Source organism: Williamsia soli, from assembly GCF_017377795.1.
GTDB classification, from domain to species: Bacteria; Actinomycetota; Actinomycetes; order Mycobacteriales; family Mycobacteriaceae; genus Williamsia; species Williamsia soli.
In genome coordinates this window covers 850,234-871,798 of sequence record NZ_JAFRDR010000001.1, presented here as the reverse complement: position 1 = coordinate 871,798, position 21,565 = coordinate 850,234, and the positions used below count along the sequence as shown (strand labels likewise).

21 protein-coding genes and 1 pseudogene are annotated in these 21,565 nt (G+C 65.9%); 4 read left to right on the top strand and 18 right to left on the bottom strand.

The features are described 5' to 3' along the window. Position 1 precedes the first annotated feature (1 nt). The 3 genes from J3S28_RS03905 to J3S28_RS03895 form a co-directional block, all read right to left on the bottom strand. Positions 2–1,348: a glutamyl-tRNA reductase gene (locus J3S28_RS03905; RefSeq protein ID WP_207837724.1), complete on the bottom strand. Its 1,347-nt coding sequence runs from the start codon at positions 1,346–1,348 to the stop codon at positions 2–4. Next, positions 1,345–2,136: a redox-sensing transcriptional repressor Rex gene (locus J3S28_RS03900; RefSeq protein ID WP_237340943.1), complete on the bottom strand. Its 792-nt coding sequence runs from the start codon at positions 2,134–2,136 to the stop codon at positions 1,345–1,347. The genes J3S28_RS03905 and J3S28_RS03900 overlap by 4 nt, the downstream gene beginning before the upstream one ends. Positions 2,137–2,300: 164 nt before the next feature. After that, positions 2,301–2,555 carry a glutaredoxin family protein gene (locus tag J3S28_RS03895; protein ID WP_207838192.1) on the bottom strand — a complete coding sequence of 85 codons (255 nt, stop codon included), beginning with the start codon at positions 2,553–2,555 and terminating at the stop codon, positions 2,301–2,303. 177 nt (positions 2,556–2,732) lie between these two features. Here J3S28_RS03895 and J3S28_RS03890 point away from each other — a divergent pair, with 177 nt between their 5' ends. Continuing rightward, positions 2,733–3,938 (top strand): HAD family hydrolase, encoded by a 1,206-nt coding sequence (locus J3S28_RS03890; protein ID WP_207837722.1) that lies wholly within the window; start codon positions 2,733–2,735, stop codon positions 3,936–3,938. An 85-nt stretch (positions 3,939–4,023) separates the two neighbouring features. On the opposite strand, the gene J3S28_RS03885 is transcribed toward J3S28_RS03890, so the two are convergent. The 10 genes and pseudogenes from J3S28_RS03885 to J3S28_RS03840 form a co-directional block, all read right to left on the bottom strand. Further along, the gene (locus tag J3S28_RS03885) at positions 4,024–4,578 is read right to left on the bottom strand and encodes a hypothetical protein (protein ID WP_207837720.1); all 555 of its coding nucleotides are present in this window, start codon (positions 4,576–4,578) and stop codon (positions 4,024–4,026) included. A 15-nt stretch (positions 4,579–4,593) separates the two neighbouring features. After that, a complete protein-coding gene (locus tag J3S28_RS03880; protein WP_307796808.1) occupies positions 4,594–5,730 on the bottom strand; it encodes a lysophospholipid acyltransferase family protein in 1,137 nt (378 codons plus the stop codon). 136 nt (positions 5,731–5,866) lie between these two features. Next, positions 5,867–6,928, bottom strand: a complete 1,062-nt coding sequence (locus tag J3S28_RS03875) for an NAD-dependent epimerase/dehydratase family protein (protein WP_207837718.1) — start codon at positions 6,926–6,928, stop codon at positions 5,867–5,869. A 128-nt stretch (positions 6,929–7,056) separates the two neighbouring features. Further along, positions 7,057–7,158, bottom strand: a complete 102-nt coding sequence (locus J3S28_RS03870) for a 30S ribosomal protein bS22 (RefSeq protein WP_003402602.1) — start codon at positions 7,156–7,158, stop codon at positions 7,057–7,059. 221 nt (positions 7,159–7,379) lie between these two features. After that, positions 7,380–7,595, bottom strand: a complete 216-nt coding sequence (locus J3S28_RS03865) for a helix-turn-helix domain-containing protein (protein ID WP_084837273.1) — start codon at positions 7,593–7,595, stop codon at positions 7,380–7,382. 359 nt (positions 7,596–7,954) lie between these two features. Continuing rightward, a pseudogene (gene proC, locus J3S28_RS03860) lies at positions 7,955–8,800 on the bottom strand (pyrroline-5-carboxylate reductase); the annotation flags it as partial. Between the two features lie 68 nt (positions 8,801–8,868). Continuing rightward, positions 8,869–9,717 carry a thioesterase family protein gene (locus tag J3S28_RS03855; protein ID WP_207837714.1) on the bottom strand — a complete coding sequence of 283 codons (849 nt, stop codon included), beginning with the start codon at positions 9,715–9,717 and terminating at the stop codon, positions 8,869–8,871. 20 nt (positions 9,718–9,737) lie between these two features. Continuing rightward, positions 9,738–10,634, bottom strand: a complete 897-nt coding sequence (locus J3S28_RS03850) for a sugar phosphate isomerase/epimerase family protein (protein ID WP_207837712.1) — start codon at positions 10,632–10,634, stop codon at positions 9,738–9,740. A 7-nt stretch (positions 10,635–10,641) separates the two neighbouring features. After that, a complete protein-coding gene (locus J3S28_RS03845) occupies positions 10,642–12,120 on the bottom strand; it encodes an Rv0497 family membrane protein (RefSeq protein WP_207837710.1) in 1,479 nt (492 codons plus the stop codon). 17 nt (positions 12,121–12,137) lie between these two features. Then, positions 12,138–13,094, bottom strand: coding sequence for a Ppx/GppA family phosphatase (locus J3S28_RS03840; protein ID WP_207837709.1), 957 nt, complete (start codon positions 13,092–13,094; stop codon positions 12,138–12,140). 52 nt (positions 13,095–13,146) lie between these two features. Between J3S28_RS03840 and J3S28_RS03835 the strand changes: the two genes are divergently transcribed. After that, positions 13,147–13,980, top strand: a complete 834-nt coding sequence (locus J3S28_RS03835; protein WP_207838186.1) for a DUF3109 family protein — start codon at positions 13,147–13,149, stop codon at positions 13,978–13,980. A gap of 50 nt (positions 13,981–14,030) precedes the next feature. On the opposite strand, the gene J3S28_RS03830 is transcribed toward J3S28_RS03835, so the two are convergent. From J3S28_RS03830 to J3S28_RS03815, 4 genes are all read right to left on the bottom strand, one after another. Next, positions 14,031–14,720 carry a winged helix-turn-helix domain-containing protein gene (locus J3S28_RS03830; protein ID WP_084893375.1) on the bottom strand — a complete coding sequence of 230 codons (690 nt, stop codon included), beginning with the start codon at positions 14,718–14,720 and terminating at the stop codon, positions 14,031–14,033. Next, a complete protein-coding gene (locus J3S28_RS03825; RefSeq protein ID WP_307796806.1) occupies positions 14,717–16,021 on the bottom strand; it encodes a sensor histidine kinase in 1,305 nt (434 codons plus the stop codon). Before J3S28_RS03825 ends, J3S28_RS03830 begins: the two co-directional genes overlap by 4 nt. Before the next feature lie 164 nt (positions 16,022–16,185). Further along, on the bottom strand, positions 16,186–16,521 hold the full coding sequence (locus J3S28_RS03820; protein ID WP_207837707.1) for a GNAT family N-acetyltransferase: 336 nt from the start codon (positions 16,519–16,521) through the stop codon (positions 16,186–16,188). A gap of 96 nt (positions 16,522–16,617) precedes the next feature. Further along, entirely contained in the window at positions 16,618–17,364 is a 747-nt protein-coding gene (locus J3S28_RS03815) for a phosphoglyceromutase (protein WP_207837706.1), read from the bottom strand. A gap of 64 nt (positions 17,365–17,428) precedes the next feature. Between J3S28_RS03815 and J3S28_RS03810 the strand changes: the two genes are divergently transcribed. Both J3S28_RS03810 and J3S28_RS03805 read left to right on the top strand, forming a co-directional pair. Next, entirely contained in the window at positions 17,429–18,169 is a 741-nt protein-coding gene (locus J3S28_RS03810) for a tyrosine-protein phosphatase (protein ID WP_207837703.1), read from the top strand. Between the two features lie 249 nt (positions 18,170–18,418). Further along, positions 18,419–19,882, top strand: a complete 1,464-nt coding sequence (locus tag J3S28_RS03805) for an MFS transporter (protein WP_207837701.1) — start codon at positions 18,419–18,421, stop codon at positions 19,880–19,882. Between the two features lie 75 nt (positions 19,883–19,957). Here the strand turns inward: J3S28_RS03805 and J3S28_RS03800 are convergent, their stop codons facing one another. Continuing rightward, on the bottom strand, positions 19,958–21,565 hold the full coding sequence (locus J3S28_RS03800) for an AMP-binding protein (RefSeq protein WP_207837699.1): 1,608 nt from the start codon (positions 21,563–21,565) through the stop codon (positions 19,958–19,960).

Genomic DNA, 21,565 nt, shown 5'->3' with positions numbered 1-21,565 from the left:
GCTACCGGGCCTTTCCATGGGTGTCGGTCTCGCCGAGACCGACCTCGGGCGCAGAAACCGATTCCGCCGCACCGGGTTTGAGTTCGAAGAGTTCGCGCAGGGCCTCGGCATAATGATCGCCCTGCGGGGTGCTGGCGAGTTGTTTCACGCGCACGGTCGGCGCGTGCAGCAGCTTGTCGACGACGCGCCGCACGGTCTTGGCGACCTCGTCGCGCTGGGGGTCGTCGAGACCGGGGAGCCGGCTCTCCAGACGCAGCATCTCGGCCTGCACCACCTCGGCCGCCCGTTGCCGGAGCGCCGTCACGGTGGGCGTCACCTCGGCCTGGCGCTGGTGCGTGAGGTAATCGGCGAGCTCTGCCAGGACGATGTCGCGCGCCGCGACCTCGTCGGCGTCGGCCGCCTTGGTGCCCTCATCGCCGCGCAGACCCTCGATGTCGATGATGTGCACATCCGGCAACCGCCCGGCCGCAGGATCGACGTTGCGAGGCAACCCGAGGTCGCAGATGACCAGCGGGCCCGGGGCCGTCCGCCGGGCGAGTGCCGAATGCACCTCGCCGACGCCGACCACGGTGCCGATGGTGCCCGTACAGGTGACGAGGACGTCGGCGCCTGCGAGGGCGTCCGTCAGGTCGTCCATCTCGACCGCGCGGGCGTTCACGCCGTGATTCTTGGTGACATTGGCCGCGAGGTGCTGCGCCTTCTCGAACGTCCGGTTCACCACCCTGAGGTCGGTGACACCTGCCCTGGCGAGGTGCGCGGCAGCGAGTCCGCCCATGGCGCCCGCACCGAACACGACGGCCGAACCGATCTCACCGCCGAGGACGCCCTTGGCGCGCTCGAGGGACACCGACACCACCGAGGCGCCCGCGCGGTCGAGACCGGTCTCGCTGTGGACCCGCTTGCCCACCCGCAGCGCCTGCTGAGCCAACTCGTGCAGCACCCGGCCAGCAGAGCGGTTGGCATCAGCGCTGGCATACGACGACCGGATCTGGCCCAGGATCTGCTGTTCGCCGACAACCATCGAGTCCAGGCCTGCGGCGACCGAGAACAGATGCTCCACCACGGCCTCGGAGTACCGGACATAGGCGTACTTGGTCATCTCGTTGACCGTCATGCCCGAATGCCTGCCCATCACCTCGCCCACCGCCTCGAGCGCGGGGTGGAAGGCGTCGACCACGGCGTAGACCTCGACGCGGTTGCAGGTGGAGACGATCATCGCCTCGCTGATCTGCGGACTGTCGAGCAGATCCTCGATCAGCTTCGGACGATCGGTGTCGGTGACGGCGAGCCGCTCGAGTATCGGCACCGGCGCGCTGCGGTGCGAGATGCCGAACAGGAAGATACTCACACGCCCACCGACCTTTGTTTCGATTGCGTCCGACCACCTGGGGTCGAATTACGCTGCACAACTTGAGCTTCCGCGCTATGCCTGCGCGCTGCGTTGAACGCCATCACCTGCAACTCCAGAGCGAAGTCGACTGGCCTGACGTAGACGTGCTCGGGCACCCGGGGTGCCACGCACGTGAAATTGAGGATCTGCTGCACACCGGCGGCGACGAAGCTGTCGCACGTGATCTGGGCGTGCTCGTCCGATGTCGCCAGCACCGCGATCTCGACGCGGTGTTCCGCACAGATCGCCGGGATCTCGGCGAGGCCGCGGACCCGGAGTTCACCTTCGGCCGCGGCGATGGACGTGCCGACCAACTGCGGGTCGGCTTCGACCATGGCGACGATCTTGATACCGCGACGATCGAAACCCACGCGGTTGATGAGGGCCTTGCCGAGATGGCCGGCGCCGGCGAGCACCACGTTGTGGTTGTGCTCGACTCCGAGCGCCAACGCGATGCGGGCGACGAGGCGACTGACGTCGTATCCGACGCCGCGCACTCCACCCGAACCGACGTGGGAGAGGTCTTTTCGAAGTATTGCGGAGTTCACCCCTGCGGCCGCTGCGAGTTGTCCGGACGAGACGACCATGGCGCCGGTCTCGCTCATCGAACGCAACACGTGCAGGTAGGTGGCGAGCCGGGCAACGGCAGCGCTCGGGATGTCGGGTTGTGGGCCACCGGCCGAACCCGCGTTCCCCTTGTCTCCCGCATCTGCAGGACTCTTCCCCATGCCGACCGTCTTCCTCATTGGGCGCCACCGTCCGCGGCTCTGCGGACCCCGGTTTCTGCGGGTCGCGGAGCAGGCATGATGCTTGCGAAAAGCACCGCGAACGCACTGACTCGCGCTATCACGTTACCGCTTGTGAATCGATTCACAAACTCGGCCCCCCGATAATTGATCAACCGTCTGGACTACTGTCCAGATGACGCCTGCAAATCGGCTCGCAACCTGGGGATATCCACATCCCAATAGCTGTGCTCACGACCGTCGAGGAGAATGACCGGCAACCGGTCACCGAACTCGGCGCGCACGCCCGGGTCGGTGTCGGCGATGGCATCGACGTCGATTTCCTCGAACTCGACCGCGAAGTCGGCGATGAGCGGGTCGAGGTCGGCGCGGGCCCGCGCGCAGGCGGTACACCCCGCCCTGGTGAGCAACGTGATCATCACCCTCCCAGTGTGCCAGGCACGCTCCGCGTGGGTGCCGGGCACGCTCCGCGTGGGTGCCGGGCACGCTCCACGTGGGTGCCAGGCACGCTCCGCGGGACTCACAGGCGCACGCGCGGCGGGACCTCCGATCATCGCCCGGGCACCGACTACGCTGAACGAGACCCACAGGAGGCGATGCGAGTGACAAATACTCCGGGCGACGACAACGCCGGTGACGCAGACCGATCCCGCCTCGACGAACCCGAAGACCAGTTTGATCCTGCGCTCGACGATGACGATCTCGTCGACGACGATTCCCCCGATGACGACGCCCCAGATGATGACGACCTCGACGGCGACGACCTCGACGACGAGGAAGCCGACGCCGAGGAAGCCGAAGCCCGGCCCGCGACCGCATCCGGCCCACTGTCGCCCCTGACCAGCCGTGTCGGCAGGTTCCGTCAGTCCGCGGGGGAACTCCGTCAGTCACTTGCGGGTGAGGCCAGCGCCCACGCCGCCTACGCGAAACTCCGGGAGCGTGCGCTGCCCGGTGGCGGCGACACCCTCATCGATCCGCGCCTGGACCAGGGCGATGCCGACGTGGACGAACCCGGCCGCCCCACCGTCGTACCGCCCGACCTCACCGCTGCCGCCTTTTTCGACGTCGACAACACCCTGGTCCAGGGGTCGTCGATGATCCACTTCGCCCGAGGTCTGGCCGCGCGGGACTACTTCAGCTACCGCGACATCATGGAGTTCGTCTGGGCGCAGGCGAAGTTCCGGATCACCGGACGCGAGAACTCCGAAGACGTCGCGCAAGGCCGGGAGAAGGCCCTTTCGTTCATCGCGGGCCGCTCCACCGCGGAGCTGGTCCGCGTGGGCGAGGAGATCTACGACGAGTTCATCGCCGACAAGATCTGGCCAGGGACCGCCGCACTGGCCCAGATGCACATCGACGCCGGCCAACAGGTGTGGCTCGTCACCGCCACGCCCGTGGAACTGGCCCAGACCATCGCCGAGCGGCTCGGGCTGACCGGCGCTCTGGGCACGGTCGCCGAGAGCGTCGACGGGGTTTTCACCGGACGACTGGTCGGCGACCTCCTGCACGGGCTCGGCAAGGCCCACGCCGTCCGATCACTCGCGATCCGTGAGGGCTTGAATCTCAAACGCTGCACCGCCTACTCCGACTCCCACAACGACGTCCCGATGCTGTCGCTGGTCGGCACCGCCGTCGCGATCAATCCCGACACCGACCTACGCGATGTCGCGCGCGTGCGCGGCTGGGAGGTCCGGGACTATCGGACGGCACGGAAGGCCGCGAGGATCGGCGTCCCGACGGCGGTGCTACTCGGCGCCGCAGGCGGTGGCGCCGCTGCAGCCGTCAAACACCTCCGCCGCTGACGCCAGCACTCCCCCATCTTGGTGGGTTGTGGCGAGCGTTTCCCCAGGTGGGAACCGCCAGAACCCACCAATTCCGGGGGTCAGGTCACCACTTGAACATCGGCAGCGGCGAGGTGGGGTGTTCGCGGGTGCGCCGGATGGTCAGACTGACGAGTCTGCGGTGAAAACCGTTGTCGGGCAGTTGCTTCGAGACCGCCGAATATCGCTGCCGCGTGACCCCGAAGCGCACGAGACCGAAGCTGACGTCCATCGTGTCGGCGCGCCGGAACACCTCGATGGGCGATGCCGGCGGACCCGCCCTGCGCACCTTGTGATGATCCGAGATCATTTCGGTGACAAGGGTTCTCAGGTCTCCCCGGTCCTGCTCACGCAACCACTGCCGCGCCAGCTCCACCGACGGTGGCACGTAGTCGAAGGCACCCGCCGACCAGATCCCGAGGTCGTGGAAGGCCGCGGCAGTCAGAAACTCCTCGGTGGTACTGGGGACCGGGGTATGCGGTGCGCGGAACGAGATCGCGTGCAACTCGTCGCAAAAGGCCAGCACGCGCCGGACGTGATTGCGATAGGCGTCCCAGTCGGCGCCGAGCTCCTGACGCCACGGCATCAGTCGCCTGTCCACCTCCTCGATGACAGCGCTCATGCCAGTGGGTCCCGGTCAGCCGAAGTAGACGCTGGAGCGGCGACTGAGCATCCGGAACAGGGTCTGCTGGATCTCCTCACGCACATGATCGGTGACGTCGAAGACAACCATCGGATCGTCGGCCGCCTGCTCGTCGAAATGGTCGGTGGCGATCGGAGTCCCGAAATGGATCTGCCACTTCGACGGCAACGGCACCAGGCCGAGCGGCCCGAGGAGGGGGAACGTCGGGGTGACGGGGATGTAGGGCAGTCCCAGCAGGCGCGCGATGGGCTTGAGGTCGTTGAGCATCGGATAGATCTCCTCGGACCCCACGATCGAGACCGGGATGATCGGGACCCCCGCCCGCAGCGCGGTGGTCACGAAGCCACCACGTCCGAAGCGCTGCAGCTTGTAGCGGTCTTTGTAGAGCTTGCCGATGCCCTTGAACCCTTCTGGCCAGACAGCCGTGAGTTCTCCGCCGCGCAGCAGCCGCTGGGCGTCGGCGGTGCAGGCCAGGGTCGACCCCGTACGTCGGGCGACCTCGCTGATGAAAGGGGTGTCGAAGGCCAGGTCGGCGGCGAGCACACGCAGGTGGCGCCGATTCTGGTGATAGTCGTGGACCGCGACCGAGGTCATCAGGGCATCGATCGGGATCGTGCCGGCATGGTTGGCGACGAGGAGCGCGCCACCCTCCAGCGGGAGATTTTCGATCCCACTCACGTCCACGCGGAACCACTTGTCGAACAGCACGCGCATCGCGGGTAGCCAGACCGATTCGGTGAAGTGCGGGTCGAAGCCGAAGTCGTCGACCTCGTAGTCGCCGGTGACGCGCTGCCGCAGGTATCCGGCCGCGCCGGTCAGGGTGTCCGCGAGCGCGTGGCGCACTCCGTCGAGGTTCAGGAAGGACGACGATGTCTTGGCCGCCTCGGCGTACCGGCCGGCCTCGATCTGGGCGCGGACGTCGTCGCTGATCGGGGTGACCGCTGCCTGGTCGAAATCATCGGTGTTCGGATGCCCGACCGGATTCTGCTGAGCCGCCGCCGACCTCGCCTGGGGCCCATAGCCTTGCGAAGGATGTCTGCGACGCGGCTGACCATCCGGACCCGGCGAACTCGAATAGAGCTGGATCACTTTCGCTGTCCGTGCATCGGACGTCTGGTCCCGATTAGGCACCGCGCACACCTCCCTCAAGCCGAAGCCTGACTCCCCGCTCGTGATGCTTCTCGCGCACTCGCATCCTGATTGTCCCCGCCCCGGTGACCTCTTCGTCACTCGGCACCCTCAAAATTAGATCTTGACGGTCATTTTCTCATGTCAGCTGTTTCGCGGCCTGCCTCGTCCAATCCTCCACCCGGCGCCACGCCGCCGGAGAGACGACCGGCGCCAAGGGTTTTCGAGTAAGGAAGTCGTCGAACGTCTCCATGCTCGTGTACCTCGGGCGGAAACCGAGTTCGGTGCGCATCCGAGTGGTGTCCAGCACGCGCCCGAACGTCAGGTAGTCGATCTGATCGAGCTGCATCGTGCTCACGCGCATTCCGCGATAGACCCCGGCGACCGTGCCCAGCATCGACGACGGCACCGGCAGCGCGATCCGCCCGGCACGGCGCACTGCCTGGCTTAGCGTCAGCACCCCGTCACCCGCGACGTTGAAGATGCCGGACCGGCCGGCGAGCGTCGCATGTTCGAGCACCGACAGGGCGTCCTCCTCGTGCAGGAACTGCAGTCTCGGCTCGTGCCCGATGGCGACGGGGATGATCGTCGACGAGAAGTACTTGCTCATCCGGCTCGAGATCTGCGGACCGAGCATCGCGGTCAGACGCAGGATGGTGACGGCCATGTCCTGGCGGCGACGTCCGAGACCACGCGCATAGCCCTCGACGTCGATCAGGTCCCGGGCATACCCGCCGGTAGGCTCCCGGCGCGCGGAGGTGTTCTCCGAGAAGTGCGCGGGATCCGCCGAGCTCGCACCGTAGACCATGCCGGTCGAGCGCATCACGAATCGTTTGACGGTCGGGCTGCGCTGACATGCGGCACACAGCTGCATCGTCCCGATGACATTGAACTCTTTGATCGCGGGCGAATGTCCGACCGTGTCCATCACCGATGTCGCGGCATGGACGACCGTGTCGACGCCCGCCTGGTCGATCACCTTCGCAATGGTGGGCCTGCGTATGTCGACGCGGAGGAACTCGGCGCGGCCGAACCGCCGCAGCATGTCCTTCGAGGGGGCCAGCGAATCCACCGCGATCACCCGCTCGACGGCAGGGTTCTGGGCGAGCCTCGTGGTCAGATACCCACCGAGGAACGTCGACGCGCCGGTGACCAGAACCACCCGTGGCGCCTGCTGCACCACTCCCTCACCATCGACCATGGCGACCAGCGTACGGACTCGATCCCCGGTTCACCCAGTGAGACGGGGATTCGGGTTCCACCAATTCAAACCCGCGTCCTGACAAAACAAAACCCGCCGACAAGCGGCGGGTTCTGAGGAAAGAAAACTCACTTACCGAGTTTCCTGCGCTGCACTCGCGTGCGACGCAGCAACTTGCGGTGCTTCTTCTTCGACATGCGCTTGCGGCGCTTCTTGATCACTGAACCCATCTGGGAACTTCCTCACGATCTGACCGGATGGTCCTACAGGTTTTGGCCGTCCACACAGGCTGGCTCACTTACTTCGCGCGCCAGAGCACCGGCGAACGGGTCGACTGCAAACCTTACCGCCCGGCGCACCGGTGACGAAATCGCCCGCTCGATCAATCGACCGCGTGGTGCGGTCGACATGCCGAACTCGGAGGCGATTCTGAGTTTGTCAGTCGGGATTTCTATCCGGCGTCGAAGTAGGACGTCTCGAGATAGTCGTGCACTGCCTTGGCGTGCACGCGGAAGGACCGACCCACGCGTACTGCGGGCAGTTCTCCATTGTGCACCAAGCGGTACACGGTCATCTTCGAGACGCGCATCAGGGATGCGACCTCTGCGACGGTCAGGAACTGAGTTCCACCACCGGCGTTGTCACCTGGCTTACTTGCAGATGCCATGAAAATTCCATACCTCCGGGGCACGCGTCGCGGCCGCTCGGCTTCCCCTCCGGCGGACTCCAGACACGCACGTGCTCAGCGAAGCTTAGCGTGGCGGGTGGGGTTAAAGCGACGTGAGTGGGCAACTGATTCGGATTTCTTGGCGAAATCAGGCCCACCCGCGCCGTCCGCCCACCCGTTTTTGCGCCATCCACCGGCTACAACCGGTGGGCGGTACCAAAACGGGTGGGTGATGGCGGATGGTGGCGCGACATCCACGGACTGCACTGCCCCACCCGTTTTTGCGCCACCCACCGGCTACGACAGGGGGACGGCGCGAAAACGGGTGGACGAGTGGCCGACCAGAGGTCGGCCGAGGCCTAGGACGACTCGATCCCCGACAACACCACTCGCCCGATCGCCTCACTCTTGGCCGCGCTCGCGCGAACACCTTCGGCGACCGCGTGCCGCACGCCGTGCTTTTCCATCTCCAGCAGCGCTGCGGCGGTCGTCCCGGCAGGCGAGGTGACCGCAGCCCGCAGGTCGACCGGCGACAGTCCCGAGTCGGTCAGCAGAACACCAGCACCGCGCACGGTCTGCGCTGCCAACTCGGTGGCGAGCGCACGCGTGAGCCCGAGTGAGACCCCGGCGTCGATCATCGCCTCGGCCACCAGGAACAGGTATGCCGGTCCTGACCCGGACAGCGCGGTGATCGCATCGATCTGCTTTTCGGGCACGACGACAACCTTGCCGACCGTCTCGAGCAGCGTGACCACCGTCGCGACGTGTTCCTCGGTCGCATAACGTCCGGCCGTGACACCGCTCATCGCCTCTCCCACGAGCATGGGCGTGTTCGGCATCACCCGTACCACGGGCGCACCTGCGGGCAGCGTGTTCTCGTATTTGGCGGTGGGCAGTCCGCTGACGAGGGTGACCGTCAGGCGCTCGACCTCACCGACATCCTCGACGTCGGCGATCACCGCCAGCACCGCGTCCACGTCGCCCGGCTTGATGGCCAACACGACGATGTTGGCGCCCTCGACGGCGTCGGGTATGTCGGTCACCCGGACGCCGTACTCCTCGGCGAGCTCCTTGCCTCGGCTCGGCGACTTCTCCGCGATCACCAGGTCCTTGGTCGGTTTGCCGGATCCGATCAGGCCGGCGAGCAATGCCTCCCCGATGTTTCCACCGCCGATGATTGCGATTCGCTGGGTCATGAGTTCACTTTCTCGTTTCTGGACGGGTCATTCACAAGGGGAGGTCGTCAGCCCGCCGGGATGCCGGCGGGTGCTTGTCAGCCCGACGCCGGTATGAGAGCGAGCTGCCGGGTTTGCACGATCACGTCGCCCGCGGAGTCGATGACGAGATGATCTTCTTCGAACCACCCGTGCCCGACCTCGGTACTGGAAGCCTGGATACGGAGCCATCCCGGCGCGGGCAAGCGCCGCAGATACGTCGTCAGCTGAACGGTCGGCGCCCAGCCGAACAGGTGCAGGTTCATCACGACCGGGGCGCTGAGATCGCCGCTCAGGACCGCGAACAGCTCATCGGTCACGCCCTCCTTCGGGCGAGCCCACATCCGGAACACCGGGTCGGCCTTCTCCCCCTTGATGAAGGCGAGCGAGTCGGCCTCGATCGCCACGTCGATCGATGCCGACAGGTGCATGACGTCGCCCATGGGGCTCTGGTCGACCCAGATCACGTCGTCCGGGGGTTCGATCGGCAGCGCCGTCAACGGGGTGGGCGCCGAGAAGTGACCGTCTGTGTCGAGGGTGCCGATGGTCACGGTCGAGTGGATCAGGTTACGACCGTTCTGGTGCACTTCGACGTCGACCAGTGACACGGTCCGGCCGCGCTTGCGGACCCACACCTTGAGGGTGATCTCGGCCGGGTCAGGGGCGCCGAGGTAGTTGGTGGAGATCGCCACCGGTGCGAGGCCGGTGGCGGGGGGTGCGCCCTCGGGGGCTGTGGCGACGAAACCTGCCAACGCCGCCTTCGCGGAGAGCATCTGGGTGGTCCCACCGTGAACCTTCGGCCCGATGGTGAACACAGGGTCGATCACAGCGGTGTATTCGATGTGATCGGGACCACTGGGACCGTCGGTCCGCAGCGTGTTGAGTTGGTCGAGAGTGGGCGCAGACAAGTTTCCGGTGCTCCTGTAAGTCAAGGCCGCTCTAGGTGTGTACGTGCAAAATCCAATGAGCGGGAAAGGATTTCGAGTCTTTCAGCTTTGGTTTTGACCGCGCTGCTGCTGACTTCCAGCACAACCGAACCAGAGAAATCACTGTCGGCGAGACGGTTACACACTTGCACACACGGCTGCGACCCATCACCGGGGACCAGATGTTCGTCGACGGCCGCCCCCGACCCGTCGGTCAGGTGCAGGTGACTCAGTCCGGCGCCCATCCGGTCGAGCATCGCGAGCACGTCGACGCCGGAGGTCGCAGCATGCGAGATGTCGAGGGTGTAGTGGGCATACCCGTCGTCGGTGGGGTCGAACGAGGTGGCGTACGCCGATACCGCGGCCCCGGGTCCGCCGCGCTTGCGCATCCGGTCGGCCGCACCCTCGTACTTCCCGAAGAACCGGTCGGTGCGGATAGGGAACATGTTCTCCACGGCCACCGCGACGTCGGAGTCCTCTTCCAGGGTCGCGACGAGCACCGAGAACTCACGCGCGTACCTGCGCTGCCACCGAAATGGCGGATGAACGACCACCGTGTCCGCGCCCAGATCCTCGGCAGCGGTCACCGCCCGCGCCAGTTTCGCGATGGGGTCGCGCCCCCATATCCCCTGCGAGATCAGCAGACACGGTGCGTGCACCGACAGGACAGGAAGGTGGTAACGGTCCGACAGCATCGCGACCCGATCGATGTCCTGGCTGACCGGCTCTGCCCAGACCATCAATTCGACGCCGTCATAGCCGAGTTCGTTGGCGTACTGAAAGGCCGCCTCGGTGTTCTGCGGGTAGACCGATGCCGTCGACAACCCGACTGCTATCTCACCGCGAAGCGACCGATCCTGCGACGTCGCCGCGGAGTCGTCGGGACTCTGTTCGGACACCGACTCCTCAGTCTCCGGCGACGAGCAGCAGCACCAGCGGACCGATCGTCACGAGCAAGCCGACACCCAATGCCAGCAGGGTGCTGATCAGGTCCTGGCTGCGCCGCACGACATGCACCAGGGTGACCAACCCGAAGATCACCGCGACCGCGAGGATCAGTGCGAAATACACATTCCAACGCCACAATTCGGTGAAGCCCCAGAAGAGCGCGACGCCGACGGCCAATCCGGCCAGCACCTGGCCGATGAGCAACAGCCACTGGATCGACGGTGACTTGTCCGCGGATTCCTCGGGCGCCGCGTCCTCGTGGGCGAGGTCACCGACGGGCGGGTGGTCCTGTGCGGCGGCGGAACCGGTCAGCCGGGTCCGCACCGGATCGCCGCCGGAGTTCGCAGCGTCGGCCGAAGTGTCTGCCGACAACGACCCTTCGGCCGGGGCCTCGGGGGCCGGGTGTGCCGCGGCTGGGGTCGCGCTCGCAAACGCCCCGAATCCACGGGCATCCGCCTGTGCCGATCCGGATTCCGGTCCATCAGCGCTCGCACGCTTCGTGATGTCGACGCGGGACGACGCGTCCTCGTCGACGTCGAAACGCAGGTATCTGCCCGTATCGGCCTGCGCGACCCCGGGCGGGGTCGACGGAGCCCGCTCGGGCACCTCGACCGGAGCCGGCGTCGTCGGGCCGTGCTCCGCAGAGCCTTGGCTGGTGGTCGGTGACGCGGAATCCGTGGGTGGCGCAGAGTCCGTCACCGTCGGGATGAGCTGCGTCACTTCATGATCGGTCTCGTCCGGGTACTTCGGCGCGGGCTCCGCGGGTGCGGGGACCGGCGGCGCAGGGGCTGCCTTCTTACGCCCGAACCCCAGGATCCCGCGTTTCTTCTTCGGCTCACCGGGCGCCGGCGCGACGTCGTCGACGTCCTCGAAGTTGCGGTACGCCTCGAACTCCCGTTCCCGCTCGGCGGCACTGAGCACCCGATGATCGTCCTGGCGGTCGCGATTCGGGTTCTCGTCGTCGACCTCCGAATACGCCTGTACCGACGAGATGACACTTGTGGTCTCGGAGTCCGAGGGCTGATCGCCGACCTCAGTGGCGGATGGCGTCGTCACCTGCGGTTCGGCACGCTCCTGCTCCGCGTCCCGCCCGGGTGCCGGGGTCTGGTTCTGCTCTGCCGAGTCAGCCGTCACCGCGGGGGCGGGCTTCGTCTCGGCGGCATCCGCCTTGGGCGCCGGGGATCCGGCACGCTCGGAGACGTCAGCTGAGTTGAAGTCACGGGTGGGCGGCGGTGTCCTGGGCTCGGCGATGCGCGGGATCTCGCCGGTCAGCTCGGCAACAGAGATGCCGTCCTTGCCACCGCGATGGCGGCGGCCGGTGGCTGCCGGGGAGTTGGCCGCAGCGTCGACGACGTCCGTTGCACCGGCCTCTTTGGCGCGCGCCAGCAACTCGGCAACCGAGATGGGACGTGAATCGGGATCCGATCCTCTGGCCATGAGTTAGTTCACCATCCTTAGCGTTCGCCCGCCGGCAACTCGGTATCGCTGGATTCCAGATCCAGTCTGCGCAGAATGACACCTTCGCGTAGGGCCCATGGGCATATCTCCAAAGTATCGATCGACAGCGCGCGCATGCTCGCCTCCGCGACGAGTGCGCCCGCCACCAGCTGTCCTGCGCGGTCCACACTCACCCCCTCCAGTTCGGCTCGATCCGCTGCAGTCATCCGGGAGATGAACGCGATCAGCTGTCTCAAACCACTGATGGTCAGTGTCCTCTTGACTCGGGGTCCTGCGCTGGAAGGGGCCGCGCCGGTGAGTCGCGCCAGCGAACGGAACGTCTTGGACGTGCCCACCGCCAGGTCCGGGGAGCCCGCTGCGATGAGTTCTTTGGCGCCCGCCGCGAGCTCGGCATCGAGCCAGTCCCGCAGTACTGCAACGCGCCGCCGGCCAGGTGGGTCCTCCGTGAGCCACTCCCTGGTGAGCCTGCCCGCTCCCAGCGGCAGCGACAGCGCGACGTCCGGTTCCTCGTCGACGCCGTTCGACAGCTCCAGCGAGCCCCCACCGATGTCGAGGGCGACGATCCGGCCAGACCCCCACCCGTACCAGCGGCGCACCGCCAGCGAGGTCAGGCGGGCCTCGTCGACCCCGGAGAGCACGACGACCCGCACCCCGGTCGCCTCGGCGACGCGTTCGAGCACCTCGTCGCAGTTCGCAGCGTCGCGCACCGCCGAGGTGGCGAACGCCATGACCTGCTTGCAACCCGAGGTGTAGGCGATCTTCGTGAACTCGTCCACCGATTCGATCAGTCCATCCGCACCGCGCTGCGAGAGCCGGCCATCGGCATCGATCTGCTCGGCCAGGCGCAGTGTCGACTTCGTCGAACTCATCGGGGTCGGGTGACCGCCCCGGTGGGCATCGACAACCAACAGGTGGACTGTGTTACTGCCGACATCAAGCACTCCTAAACGCACGGGTTACAACTTAGTGCGTCTACCGTTGGTGATTGTGCACGCAGCCTCCAAAATCGACCCGGCCCCGGAAGTTCCTCTGGACTTTCCGCGCGAGTGGTATGAGTTCGCCGACCCCGAAAACCCGGAACACATCATCAACGCCGACCTGACCTGGTTGCTGTCGCACTGGACCTGTGTCTTCGGCACCCCTGCCTGCCAGGGCATCATCGAAGGCCGCGAGAACGACGGCTGTTGCAGTCACGGGGCGTACCTCTCCGACTCCGATGATCGCAAGACCCTTGCCAAGGGCGTGGCCATGCTGACGCCGGATGATTGGCAATTCTACGAAAAGGGTTCGGGCAAAGACCCATTGGGCAAGCGCGGATACCTCGAGGAGGACGAACTCGACGGTGAGCTCGCGCTCAAGACCCGCAAGCACAAGGGTGCCTGCATCTTCCTGAACCGACCGGGTTTCGCCGGCGGTCAGGGCTGCGCCCTGCACTCGATGGCGTTGCGCAAAGGTATCGAGCCACTCGAGGTCAAACCCGAGGTGTGCTGGCAGCTCCCGGTGCGACGTGAGCAGCAGTGGGTCGAACGGCCCGACGGCGAGCAGGTCCTCAAGACCACCATCACCGAGTTCGACCGGCGCGGCTGGGGGTCCGGCGGCGCCGACCTCGAGTGGTACTGCTCCGGATCCCCCGACGCACACATCGGCGCGAAGCAGGTCTGGGAGTCCTACCGGCCCGAGTTGATCGCGCTGCTCGGCGAGCCCGCCTACGAGGAACTCGCGAAGGCCTGCCGACGTCGCCAGGGGCTCGGGCTCATCGCGATCCACCCGGCGACCGCCGCTGCCACCAAACGTCAAGAGGGCGACATCAAGTACACCCAGCACCCGGAAGAGGCCTAGGCGCTACTGCCCCCGATCCCGGTTGGGGGCGAGGCTCCCGATCGCGAGATTCAGGGCTCGAACTTGTAGCCGAGTCCTCGCACGGTCACCAGGTGCTTGGGGTTGCCGGGGTCGGATTCGATCTTCGACCGCAACCGCTTCACATGCACGTCAAGGGTTTTGGTGTCCCCGACGTAGTCGGCACCCCAGACCCGGTCGATGAGCTGCCCCCGGGTCAGCACCCGCCCCGCGTTGCGCAGGAGGTATTCGAGGAGATCGAATTCTTTGAGCGGCAACGTGATCGACTGTCCGCTGGCAGACACCGTGTGGCGCTCGACGTCCATCGACACCGGACCCGCCTCGATGAGCCCGCCGTCGAGATCGATCGCTTCGCCTGCATCACCACCGCGGCGGAGCACCGCCCGGATCCGGGCGATCAGCTCACGAGCCGAATAGGGTTTGGTCACATAGTCGTCGGCGCCCAGTTCGAGTCCGACGACCTTGTCGATCTCGCTGTCGCGCGCGGTCACCATGATCACCGGGGTCGACGAACGGGCCCGAATGGCTTTGCACACCTCCGTACCCGAGGCTCCGGGCAACATCAGGTCGAGCAGCACGATGTCCGGGCTCACCCTCTCGAACTCAGGCAGCGCCGAGTTGCCGTCGGTGACGATCGTGGCCTCGAAACCCTCTTTTCGAAGCAGGAACGCGAGCGGGTCGGCCAAGGATTCTTCGTCCTCGACGATCAGCACATGTGTCAACGGCTCAGTTCTCTCTCTTCGTGGACCACGATTGCGGTCTTGTCTGATTCTCTGGCTGCGGCGGCCGACGGTCGGGCCGCCGCGGCGAGTGGGATGGTGAGGGTGAAGGTGGAGCCGGTTCCGGGTTTGCTCCACAGTTCGATGGCACCGCCGTGGTTACTGGCGACGTGCTTGACGATCGCCAGTCCCAGGCCGGTGCCGCCGGTGGCGCGCGAGCGGGCCTTGTCGATTCGGAAGAAACGCTCGAACACCCGCAACTGATGCTGGGGCGCGATGCCGATGCCGCGGTCGGTGACGGCGATCGCCACCATCGGCCGGCCGTCGACGTTGATCACCCGCCTGCTCATGGACACCGCCGTCCCGCTGGGTGAATAGGCGATCGCGTTGGCCACCAGGTTGTTCAGCGCTGTCAGCAGCAGGGTGTGGTCGCCGTGGACGTGCAGGCCCGAGTCGTCGTCGGTGGTGAGTTTGATACCCGCGGCCTCCGCGTTGATCTGGGCCCGGTCCAGCACCTCGTCGATCAGGACGTCGACCTCCACGTCCTCGAGATCCGGCAGTCGCTCGGCACCCTGCAGGCGGGACAGCGCGATCAGCTCCGACACCATGTTGCCCAGGCGCATCGCCTCGATCCGGACCCGCTCACCGAAGTGCTCCACCGAGTACGGGTCGTCGGACGACTCCATCAGCGCCTCGGCCAGTAGCCCGATCGCGGCGACGGGGGTCTTCAGCTCATGGGAGACGTTGGCGACGAAGTCGCGGCGGGTCTCTTCGACGCGGATGTGCTCGGAGTCGTCCTGCCCGTAGATCACCGCATAGCTCTCGTCCCCGTCGGCGATCAGCTCGGACAGGCAGGACACCGATTGGATCTTGCGACCCGGCGCGCGACCGGTCGACACGAAGGCGCCCGTGCCCTGCGGCGGCACGAACGTGAACCGGCCGTTGTCGCCGCTCTCCAGGGCGCAGCGGGCATGGTCCCAGACAGAATCGTCGAGCAGGTGATCGTGGACCATCCCCAGGTGGACGGCCCGCTCGTTGTAGAAGACGACGTCGCGTACGTCGTCGACCACCGCGACGCCGGTTTCGCCGCCTTCGACGATGAGGTCGAGCAGCATCGCGCGCGTCATGCGGGTGGCGGCCTGGGGCGGCGGTGTCGCCTGCAGAACTGTTGGGACCGCCGGCGCGACGATCTCGGCCGCTTCGAACGTTTCAGACAGGTCTCTGCGACGGCCGACGAACCATCCGGCCGTCGCGCCGATCAGTAGCGCCAGCAACGCCACACCCGCGACAACAAATGCGGTCACAGACAAATCTTACGGGCAGCTGAACATGACACCTATGCAGAATGCTCGGCATCGGGTGCCGGTAACAAGTCAGCGCGCCAGAGTTGGGACGTTGTTCACCCGATTGTCGCCAGAATGGCCCCGGTGGCGCATTCGTTTCGAACCGTGACCGTTTTCGATGTCGCTCAGCGGGTCACTTCGGTGGCCATACCCGCGTATTCGGGGTTCTTGTCGATGAAATACCCGACATAGGAGCACAGTGGCACGACCTGCTTGCCCGATTGCGCGATGTCGTCAAGCACGTATTTGACCAGGTGAGCGGCATATCCGTGGCCGGTGAACTGGCTGTGCACCACGGTGTGGGTCAGCAGCACCTGTTCGGGTTCGCTGACATAGTCGAGATACCCGACGTAATCGTCGCCGACAAATATCTCGTACCGTTCCTGCGCGAGTGAATGGCTCACCCGAATCGTGGAATCCCGCGTGTCGGTCCCGGTCCCAGATGTGTTTTCTCCCGCCATGGAACCAGGGTAGACCTCACCTGCGGCGACCAGCAGTGGTTGCTGCGAGCGCTGCGGATTCCGTCGTTTAGGCCCTCTTGGGCGCGTGATTTCGAACTATTTGCCGCCCTGAGCGGCGACGGCGGCTGCACCCGCCTTGGCGGCCTCGGGGTCGAGGTAATCTCCACCCGGATTCAGCGGCTTCAGGTTCTCGTCGAGGTCATACCGCAGCGGATTGCCGGTCGGGATGTTCAGGCCGGCGATGTCGTCGTCGGAGATGCCGTCGAGGTACTTCACCAGCGCGCGCAGTGAGTTGCCGTGCGCGGCGACGAGCACCGTCTTGCCTGCCCTGAGATCCGCGGCAATGGCGTCCTCGAAGTACGGGATGAGTCGGACCACAACGTCTTTGAGGCATTCGGTCAGCGGGACCTCGGGCAGGTCGGCGTAGCGGACGTCGGCGTCCTGGCTGTACTCGGCACCCTTTTCGATCGGGGGCGGCGGGGTGTCGTAGCTGCGGCGCCACAGCATGAACTGCTCGTCACCGAACTTCTCTTTGGTCTCCGCCTTGTTCAGACCCTGCAGCGCGCCGTAGTGGCGCTCGTTGAGTCGCCAGTCGCGGACCACCGGGATCCAGTGCCGATCGGCGGCGTTCAGCGCGATCTCGGCGGTGGTGATCGCGCGCCGCAGCAGCGATGTGTAGAGGACGTCGGGCAGAACGTCGTGCTCGACGAGCAGCTCGCCGGCCCGCACGGCCTCGGCCCTGCCCTTGTCGGTGAGCGCAACGTCGACCCAGCCGGTGAACTGGTTGGACGCGTTCCATGCGCTCTCGCCGTGCCGCATCAGGATCAGGGTTCCGTTGCTCATGAGGCAATAGTTTTCCACAGGCCGACCCCGGCGGCTGCGCCCGTGACCACATACACTGACCGCCATGCTGTCCGGCGCCTGGAACTTCCGTGATGTATCCGACCTGAAGACAACCGAAGGGCGTTGCGTCGCTTCAGGTTTCCTCTTCAGGAGTTCAGAACTGAGTTCCCTGGACGACACCGGCAAGCAAGCTCTCGTCAACCTCGGCGTGACCGACGTCTTCGATGTTCGGGACCACGCCGAGATCGAGCGCAGTGGTTCGGACAAGGTGCCGGGTGGCATCGAGGTTCACGTCTTGCCCTTCGACCTGCGCCCGGACGGTAAGGCTCCACACGAAATCTCTCGGGAGGAGTACATGGCGAACCGCACCAGGTACCTGTCCGAGGTGTACGCGACGATGCCGACGCTGCCAGGAGCGATGAACTGCATCGAACAGGTCGTCAGACTGCTCGGCGACCCTGATCGGCGCGTGCTCGTCCACTGCGCCGCCGGGAAGGATCGGACCGGCTGGGTGGTCGCCGTGGTGCTCGGCGCCCTGGGCGTGACCCAGGACGAGGTCTTGCAGGACTACTTGAGAAGCAACGCGAGCATCGGGCCTCTGCGCGCCCATATGCAGAAGATCTATGGTCAGCCCGGCGGCGAGCCCATCGAGATCTCGGACGACCTGCTCGGGGTCAATGACGTATATCTGGCCTCCGCGCAACGAGCGATGCTCGAGAAGTACGGGTCGCTCGAGGACTACCTGGCCGCCTGCGGAGTGACCGAGGAAGATCTCGAGCGCCTGAGGACCCGCCTCCTGGTCTGAGGGCCGTTTCGCACCGTCATCTTCGGCACGGTCGGCGGCGTTATCGGCACGGTCGACGTCGTTATCGGCACGGTCGGCGGAAGGTCTGAGCGAGGGAGCGCAGCGACTGAGTCGACGAAGGAAGAGCGCGCGCTGAAGGGCCGAGCTGCCCGCGAGCGGAGCGAGCCAGACCAGCACAGCAGCACAGCCCCGCAGGTCACAGCCCTGTCTGATTTGTTGCGTTGCGCATTTGCATGCATGATGCAAGTAATGACTACCGCGCCTGAGAAGTCCCCGAACCCGCGATTGCTGATCGCTGTGCTCTGCTTCGGCGGTCTACTGGCGTCGTTCATGCAAACCTTGGTGATCCCGATCGTCGGCAAACTGCCGGAATACCTCGACACCAGCGCCGACAACGCCTCGTGGGTCATCACCTCGACCCTGCTGGCCGCTGCGGTCGGCATGCCGATCGCCGGGCGCCTCGCCGACATGTTCGGCAAACGCGCCGTGATCCTGGGATGTATCGCCGCGATGATCGTCGGCTCTGTCATCTGTGCGCTGACGTCGCTGGTGGTTCCGATGATCGTGGGGCGTGGCTTGCAGGGGCTGGCGATGGGCCTGATCCCCTGCGGCATCAGCCTTCTACGGGACAAGCTCGATCCGGCTCGTATCCCCGGCGCCATCGCCACGATGTCGGCGACCCTCGGTGTCGGCGGCGCGATCGGCCTGCCTGTGGCGGCGTGGATCACGCAGACCTTCGATTGGCACGTGCTGTTCTGGACGTCCGCCGGCCTTGCCACCTTCACGTTCATCCTGGTGTTCACACTCGTGAGCGAGTCGCAAGTGAAGTCGCCGGGCACCTTCGACATCATCGGCGCCGTCGGGCTCACCACTGCGCTCGTGGCGTTGTTGCTCGCGCTGTCGAAGGGTGCCACCTGGGGTTGGACCAGCGCCATGACGTTGGGACTGACCGTCGCCGGTCTGGCGATCCTGGCCATCTGGGGCTGGTTCGAACTGCGTACGAAGACCCCACTGGTCGATCTGCGCACGTCCAGGCAGCCGATCATCGTCCTGACCAACGCGGCGTCGGTGCTCATCGGCTTCTCACTGATGGCCATCGGCCTGTCCGCGCCGCAGCTGCTGCAGATCCCGAACATCCCCGGGGTCGTCGACTACGGCATGGGTGAGACGATCCTGGCCACCGGCCTCATCCTGGCTCCGGGCGGACTCATGATGATGTTCCTCTCCCCGGTGTCCGCGCGGCTCAACATCGTCATCGGCCCGAAGTTCACGCTGCTGATCGGCGCCTCGGTGATCGCGGCCGGATATGTGACATCGGTCTTCCTGATGGCCGAACCATGGCAGATCCTCGTCGCCAACGTCATCGTCAGCGCGGGTGTGGGGATCGGATACTCGGCGATGCCCGCGCTCATCATGTCCGCGGCTCCGCTGCATCAGATGGCCGCCGCGAACAGCCTCAACTCCCTGATGCGCTCGATCGGCACCGCGATCGCCTCGGCGCTGCTCGCGACCATCCTCGCCAGCTCGGTGATCGACCTCGGCGGCGGCCAGAGTGTGCCCTCGGAGTCGAGCTTCCGCCTGGTGTTCATCGTCGGCAGCATCGCGGCGATCGGTGCAGCGCTCCTAGCACTGAGCATCCCGAACAAATACGTGCGGCCGCCCAAGTCGCTCGGCGCAATCGAGGCCAACGACAACGCCGAGGCCGTCTCCTAAGCCTGCACACGCGCCGGATACACGAAGACGATCCACCTGTAGGTGGATCGTCTTCGTATATGTGGATCGTTTGGGTCAGGCGACCGGTTTGCGCAGATCTTTGCGAAGGATCTTGCCGGCGGCACTCTTCGGAATCGCGTCGATGAACTCGACCTCACGGACCTTCTTGTGCGGAGCCACCTGCGACGCCACGAACTCGATCACCTGCTCACCGGTGAGGTCCGCGCCCTCACGCTTGACCACGAAAGCCTTCGGGATCTCTTCACCGGTGTCGGCCTCGATCACGCCGATCACCGCGACGTCGGCGACGTCGTCGTGGGTGAGGAGCAATGCCTCGAGCTCGGCAGGCGGCACCTGGTAGCCCTTGTACTTGATGAGCTCCTTGAGCCGGTCGACGATGTAGACGAAGCCATCCGAGTCGACCTTCGCCATGTCCCCGGTGTGCAGGAAGCCGTCGCCGTCGATGGTCTCCTTGGTCGCCGAGTCGTTGTTCAGGTACCCGACCATGACGTTCGGTCCGGACACCCACAGCTCGCCCGGCTCGCTCAGACCTTCGGCCGGGATTCCGATGTCCTCGCCGGTGGCGGGGTCGACGATCTTGTTGACGGTGTTCGGGATCGGCCAGCCGCACGAGCTCAGCGGCGCCTGGGGTCCGTCGCCGGGGTTGGTCGGGATGACGTGGCTGACCGGGCTGAGCTCGCTCATGCCGTAGCCCTGGATCACCTGGGTGTCGAGACGTTTGGCGACCGCATTGCCGAGTTCTTCGTCCAGCGGTGCCGCGCCCGACATGATCGTGTTGATCGACGAGAGGTCGTAGTCGTCGACGAGCGGATGCTTGGCCAGCGCGACGGCGACCGGCGGCGCGATGAACACGTAGCTGCATTTGTACTGCTGGATGGACTCCAGGAACTGCACCAGTTCGAAACGCGGCATCACCACGAGTTGGGCACGGTTGTACAGGGCCGCGTTGAGCAACACCGTCATGCCGTAGATGTGGAAGAACGGCAGCACGGCCAGCACCGCATCACTCGCCGACATGTTGAGCAGCGGCTGGATCTGCGCGACGTTCGCAACGAGGTTGCGATGGGTGAGCATCACACCCTTGGGATTGCCCGTGGTGCCCGAGCTGTACGGCAGCACGGCGAGATGCGTCGCGGGGTCGAAGCTCACGTCGGGAGCGGGCAGGCCCTGGGCCAACAGATCGATGGCGTTCGGATTGGGACTCTCGCCCTCACCGGGCCCGTTGAGGATGATCACTGCGCTCTCGGGCAGACCCACCTTCTCTGCTGCGGCCTTCGCGCCGTCGGCGAGCTGGGTGATGGTGATCAGCATCTTGGCACCGGAGTCGGTGAGCTGCTTGGCGATCTCGGGCGCCGTGAACAGCGCATTGACCGTGGTCGCCGTCGCACCGGCCCGCAGGATGCCGTGGAACACGAACGCGAACGCCGACGTGTTCGGTGACAGCAGCGCCACCTTGTCGCCGACCGCGATACCACGTGCGGCCAGTGCCCCGGCGAACGCGTTGATCCGTCCGATCAATTCCCGGTACGACGTGCCCTCGGTGGCGCCGGCGTCGATGACGGCGACCCGCTCGAGGTCCTCCTCGCTGATCGTGCCGAAGAGCGTCTCGTAGATCGAGCCGTCGGGTATCTCAACAGGGGGATACGGACTCGTGAAACTCAT

Excerpts from the sequence above, each read along its gene's own strand:
- J3S28_RS03895 (WP_207838192.1), bottom strand. The coding sequence starts at position 2,555 with ATGATCACGTTGCTCACCAGGGCGGGGTGTACCGCCTGCGCGCGGGCC.
- J3S28_RS03875 (WP_207837718.1), bottom strand. The coding sequence starts at position 6,928 with ATGGTCGATGGTGAGGGAGTGGTGCAGCAGGCGCCACGGGTGGTTCTG.
- J3S28_RS03890 (WP_207837722.1), top strand. The coding sequence starts at position 2,733 with ATGCGAGTGACAAATACTCCGGGCGACGACAACGCCGGTGACGCAGAC.
- J3S28_RS03870 (WP_003402602.1), bottom strand. The coding sequence starts at position 7,158 with ATGGGTTCAGTGATCAAGAAGCGCCGCAAGCGCATGTCGAAGAAGAAG.
- J3S28_RS03820 (WP_207837707.1), bottom strand. The coding sequence starts at position 16,521 with ATGGCGGGAGAAAACACATCTGGGACCGGGACCGACACGCGGGATTCC.
- J3S28_RS03885 (WP_207837720.1), bottom strand. The coding sequence starts at position 4,578 with ATGAGCGCTGTCATCGAGGAGGTGGACAGGCGACTGATGCCGTGGCGT.
- J3S28_RS03865 (WP_084837273.1), bottom strand. The coding sequence starts at position 7,595 with ATGGCATCTGCAAGTAAGCCAGGTGACAACGCCGGTGGTGGAACTCAG.
- J3S28_RS03815 (WP_207837706.1), bottom strand. The coding sequence starts at position 17,364 with ATGAGCAACGGAACCCTGATCCTGATGCGGCACGGCGAGAGCGCATGG.
- J3S28_RS03810 (WP_207837703.1), top strand. The coding sequence starts at position 17,429 with ATGCTGTCCGGCGCCTGGAACTTCCGTGATGTATCCGACCTGAAGACA.
- J3S28_RS03845 (WP_207837710.1), bottom strand. The coding sequence starts at position 12,120 with ATGGCCAGAGGATCGGATCCCGATTCACGTCCCATCTCGGTTGCCGAG.
- J3S28_RS03800 (WP_207837699.1), bottom strand. The coding sequence starts at position 21,565 with ATGAGTTTCACGAGTCCGTATCCCCCTGTTGAGATACCCGACGGCTCG.
- J3S28_RS03805 (WP_207837701.1), top strand. The coding sequence starts at position 18,419 with ATGACTACCGCGCCTGAGAAGTCCCCGAACCCGCGATTGCTGATCGCT.
- J3S28_RS03900 (WP_237340943.1), bottom strand. The coding sequence starts at position 2,136 with ATGAGGAAGACGGTCGGCATGGGGAAGAGTCCTGCAGATGCGGGAGAC.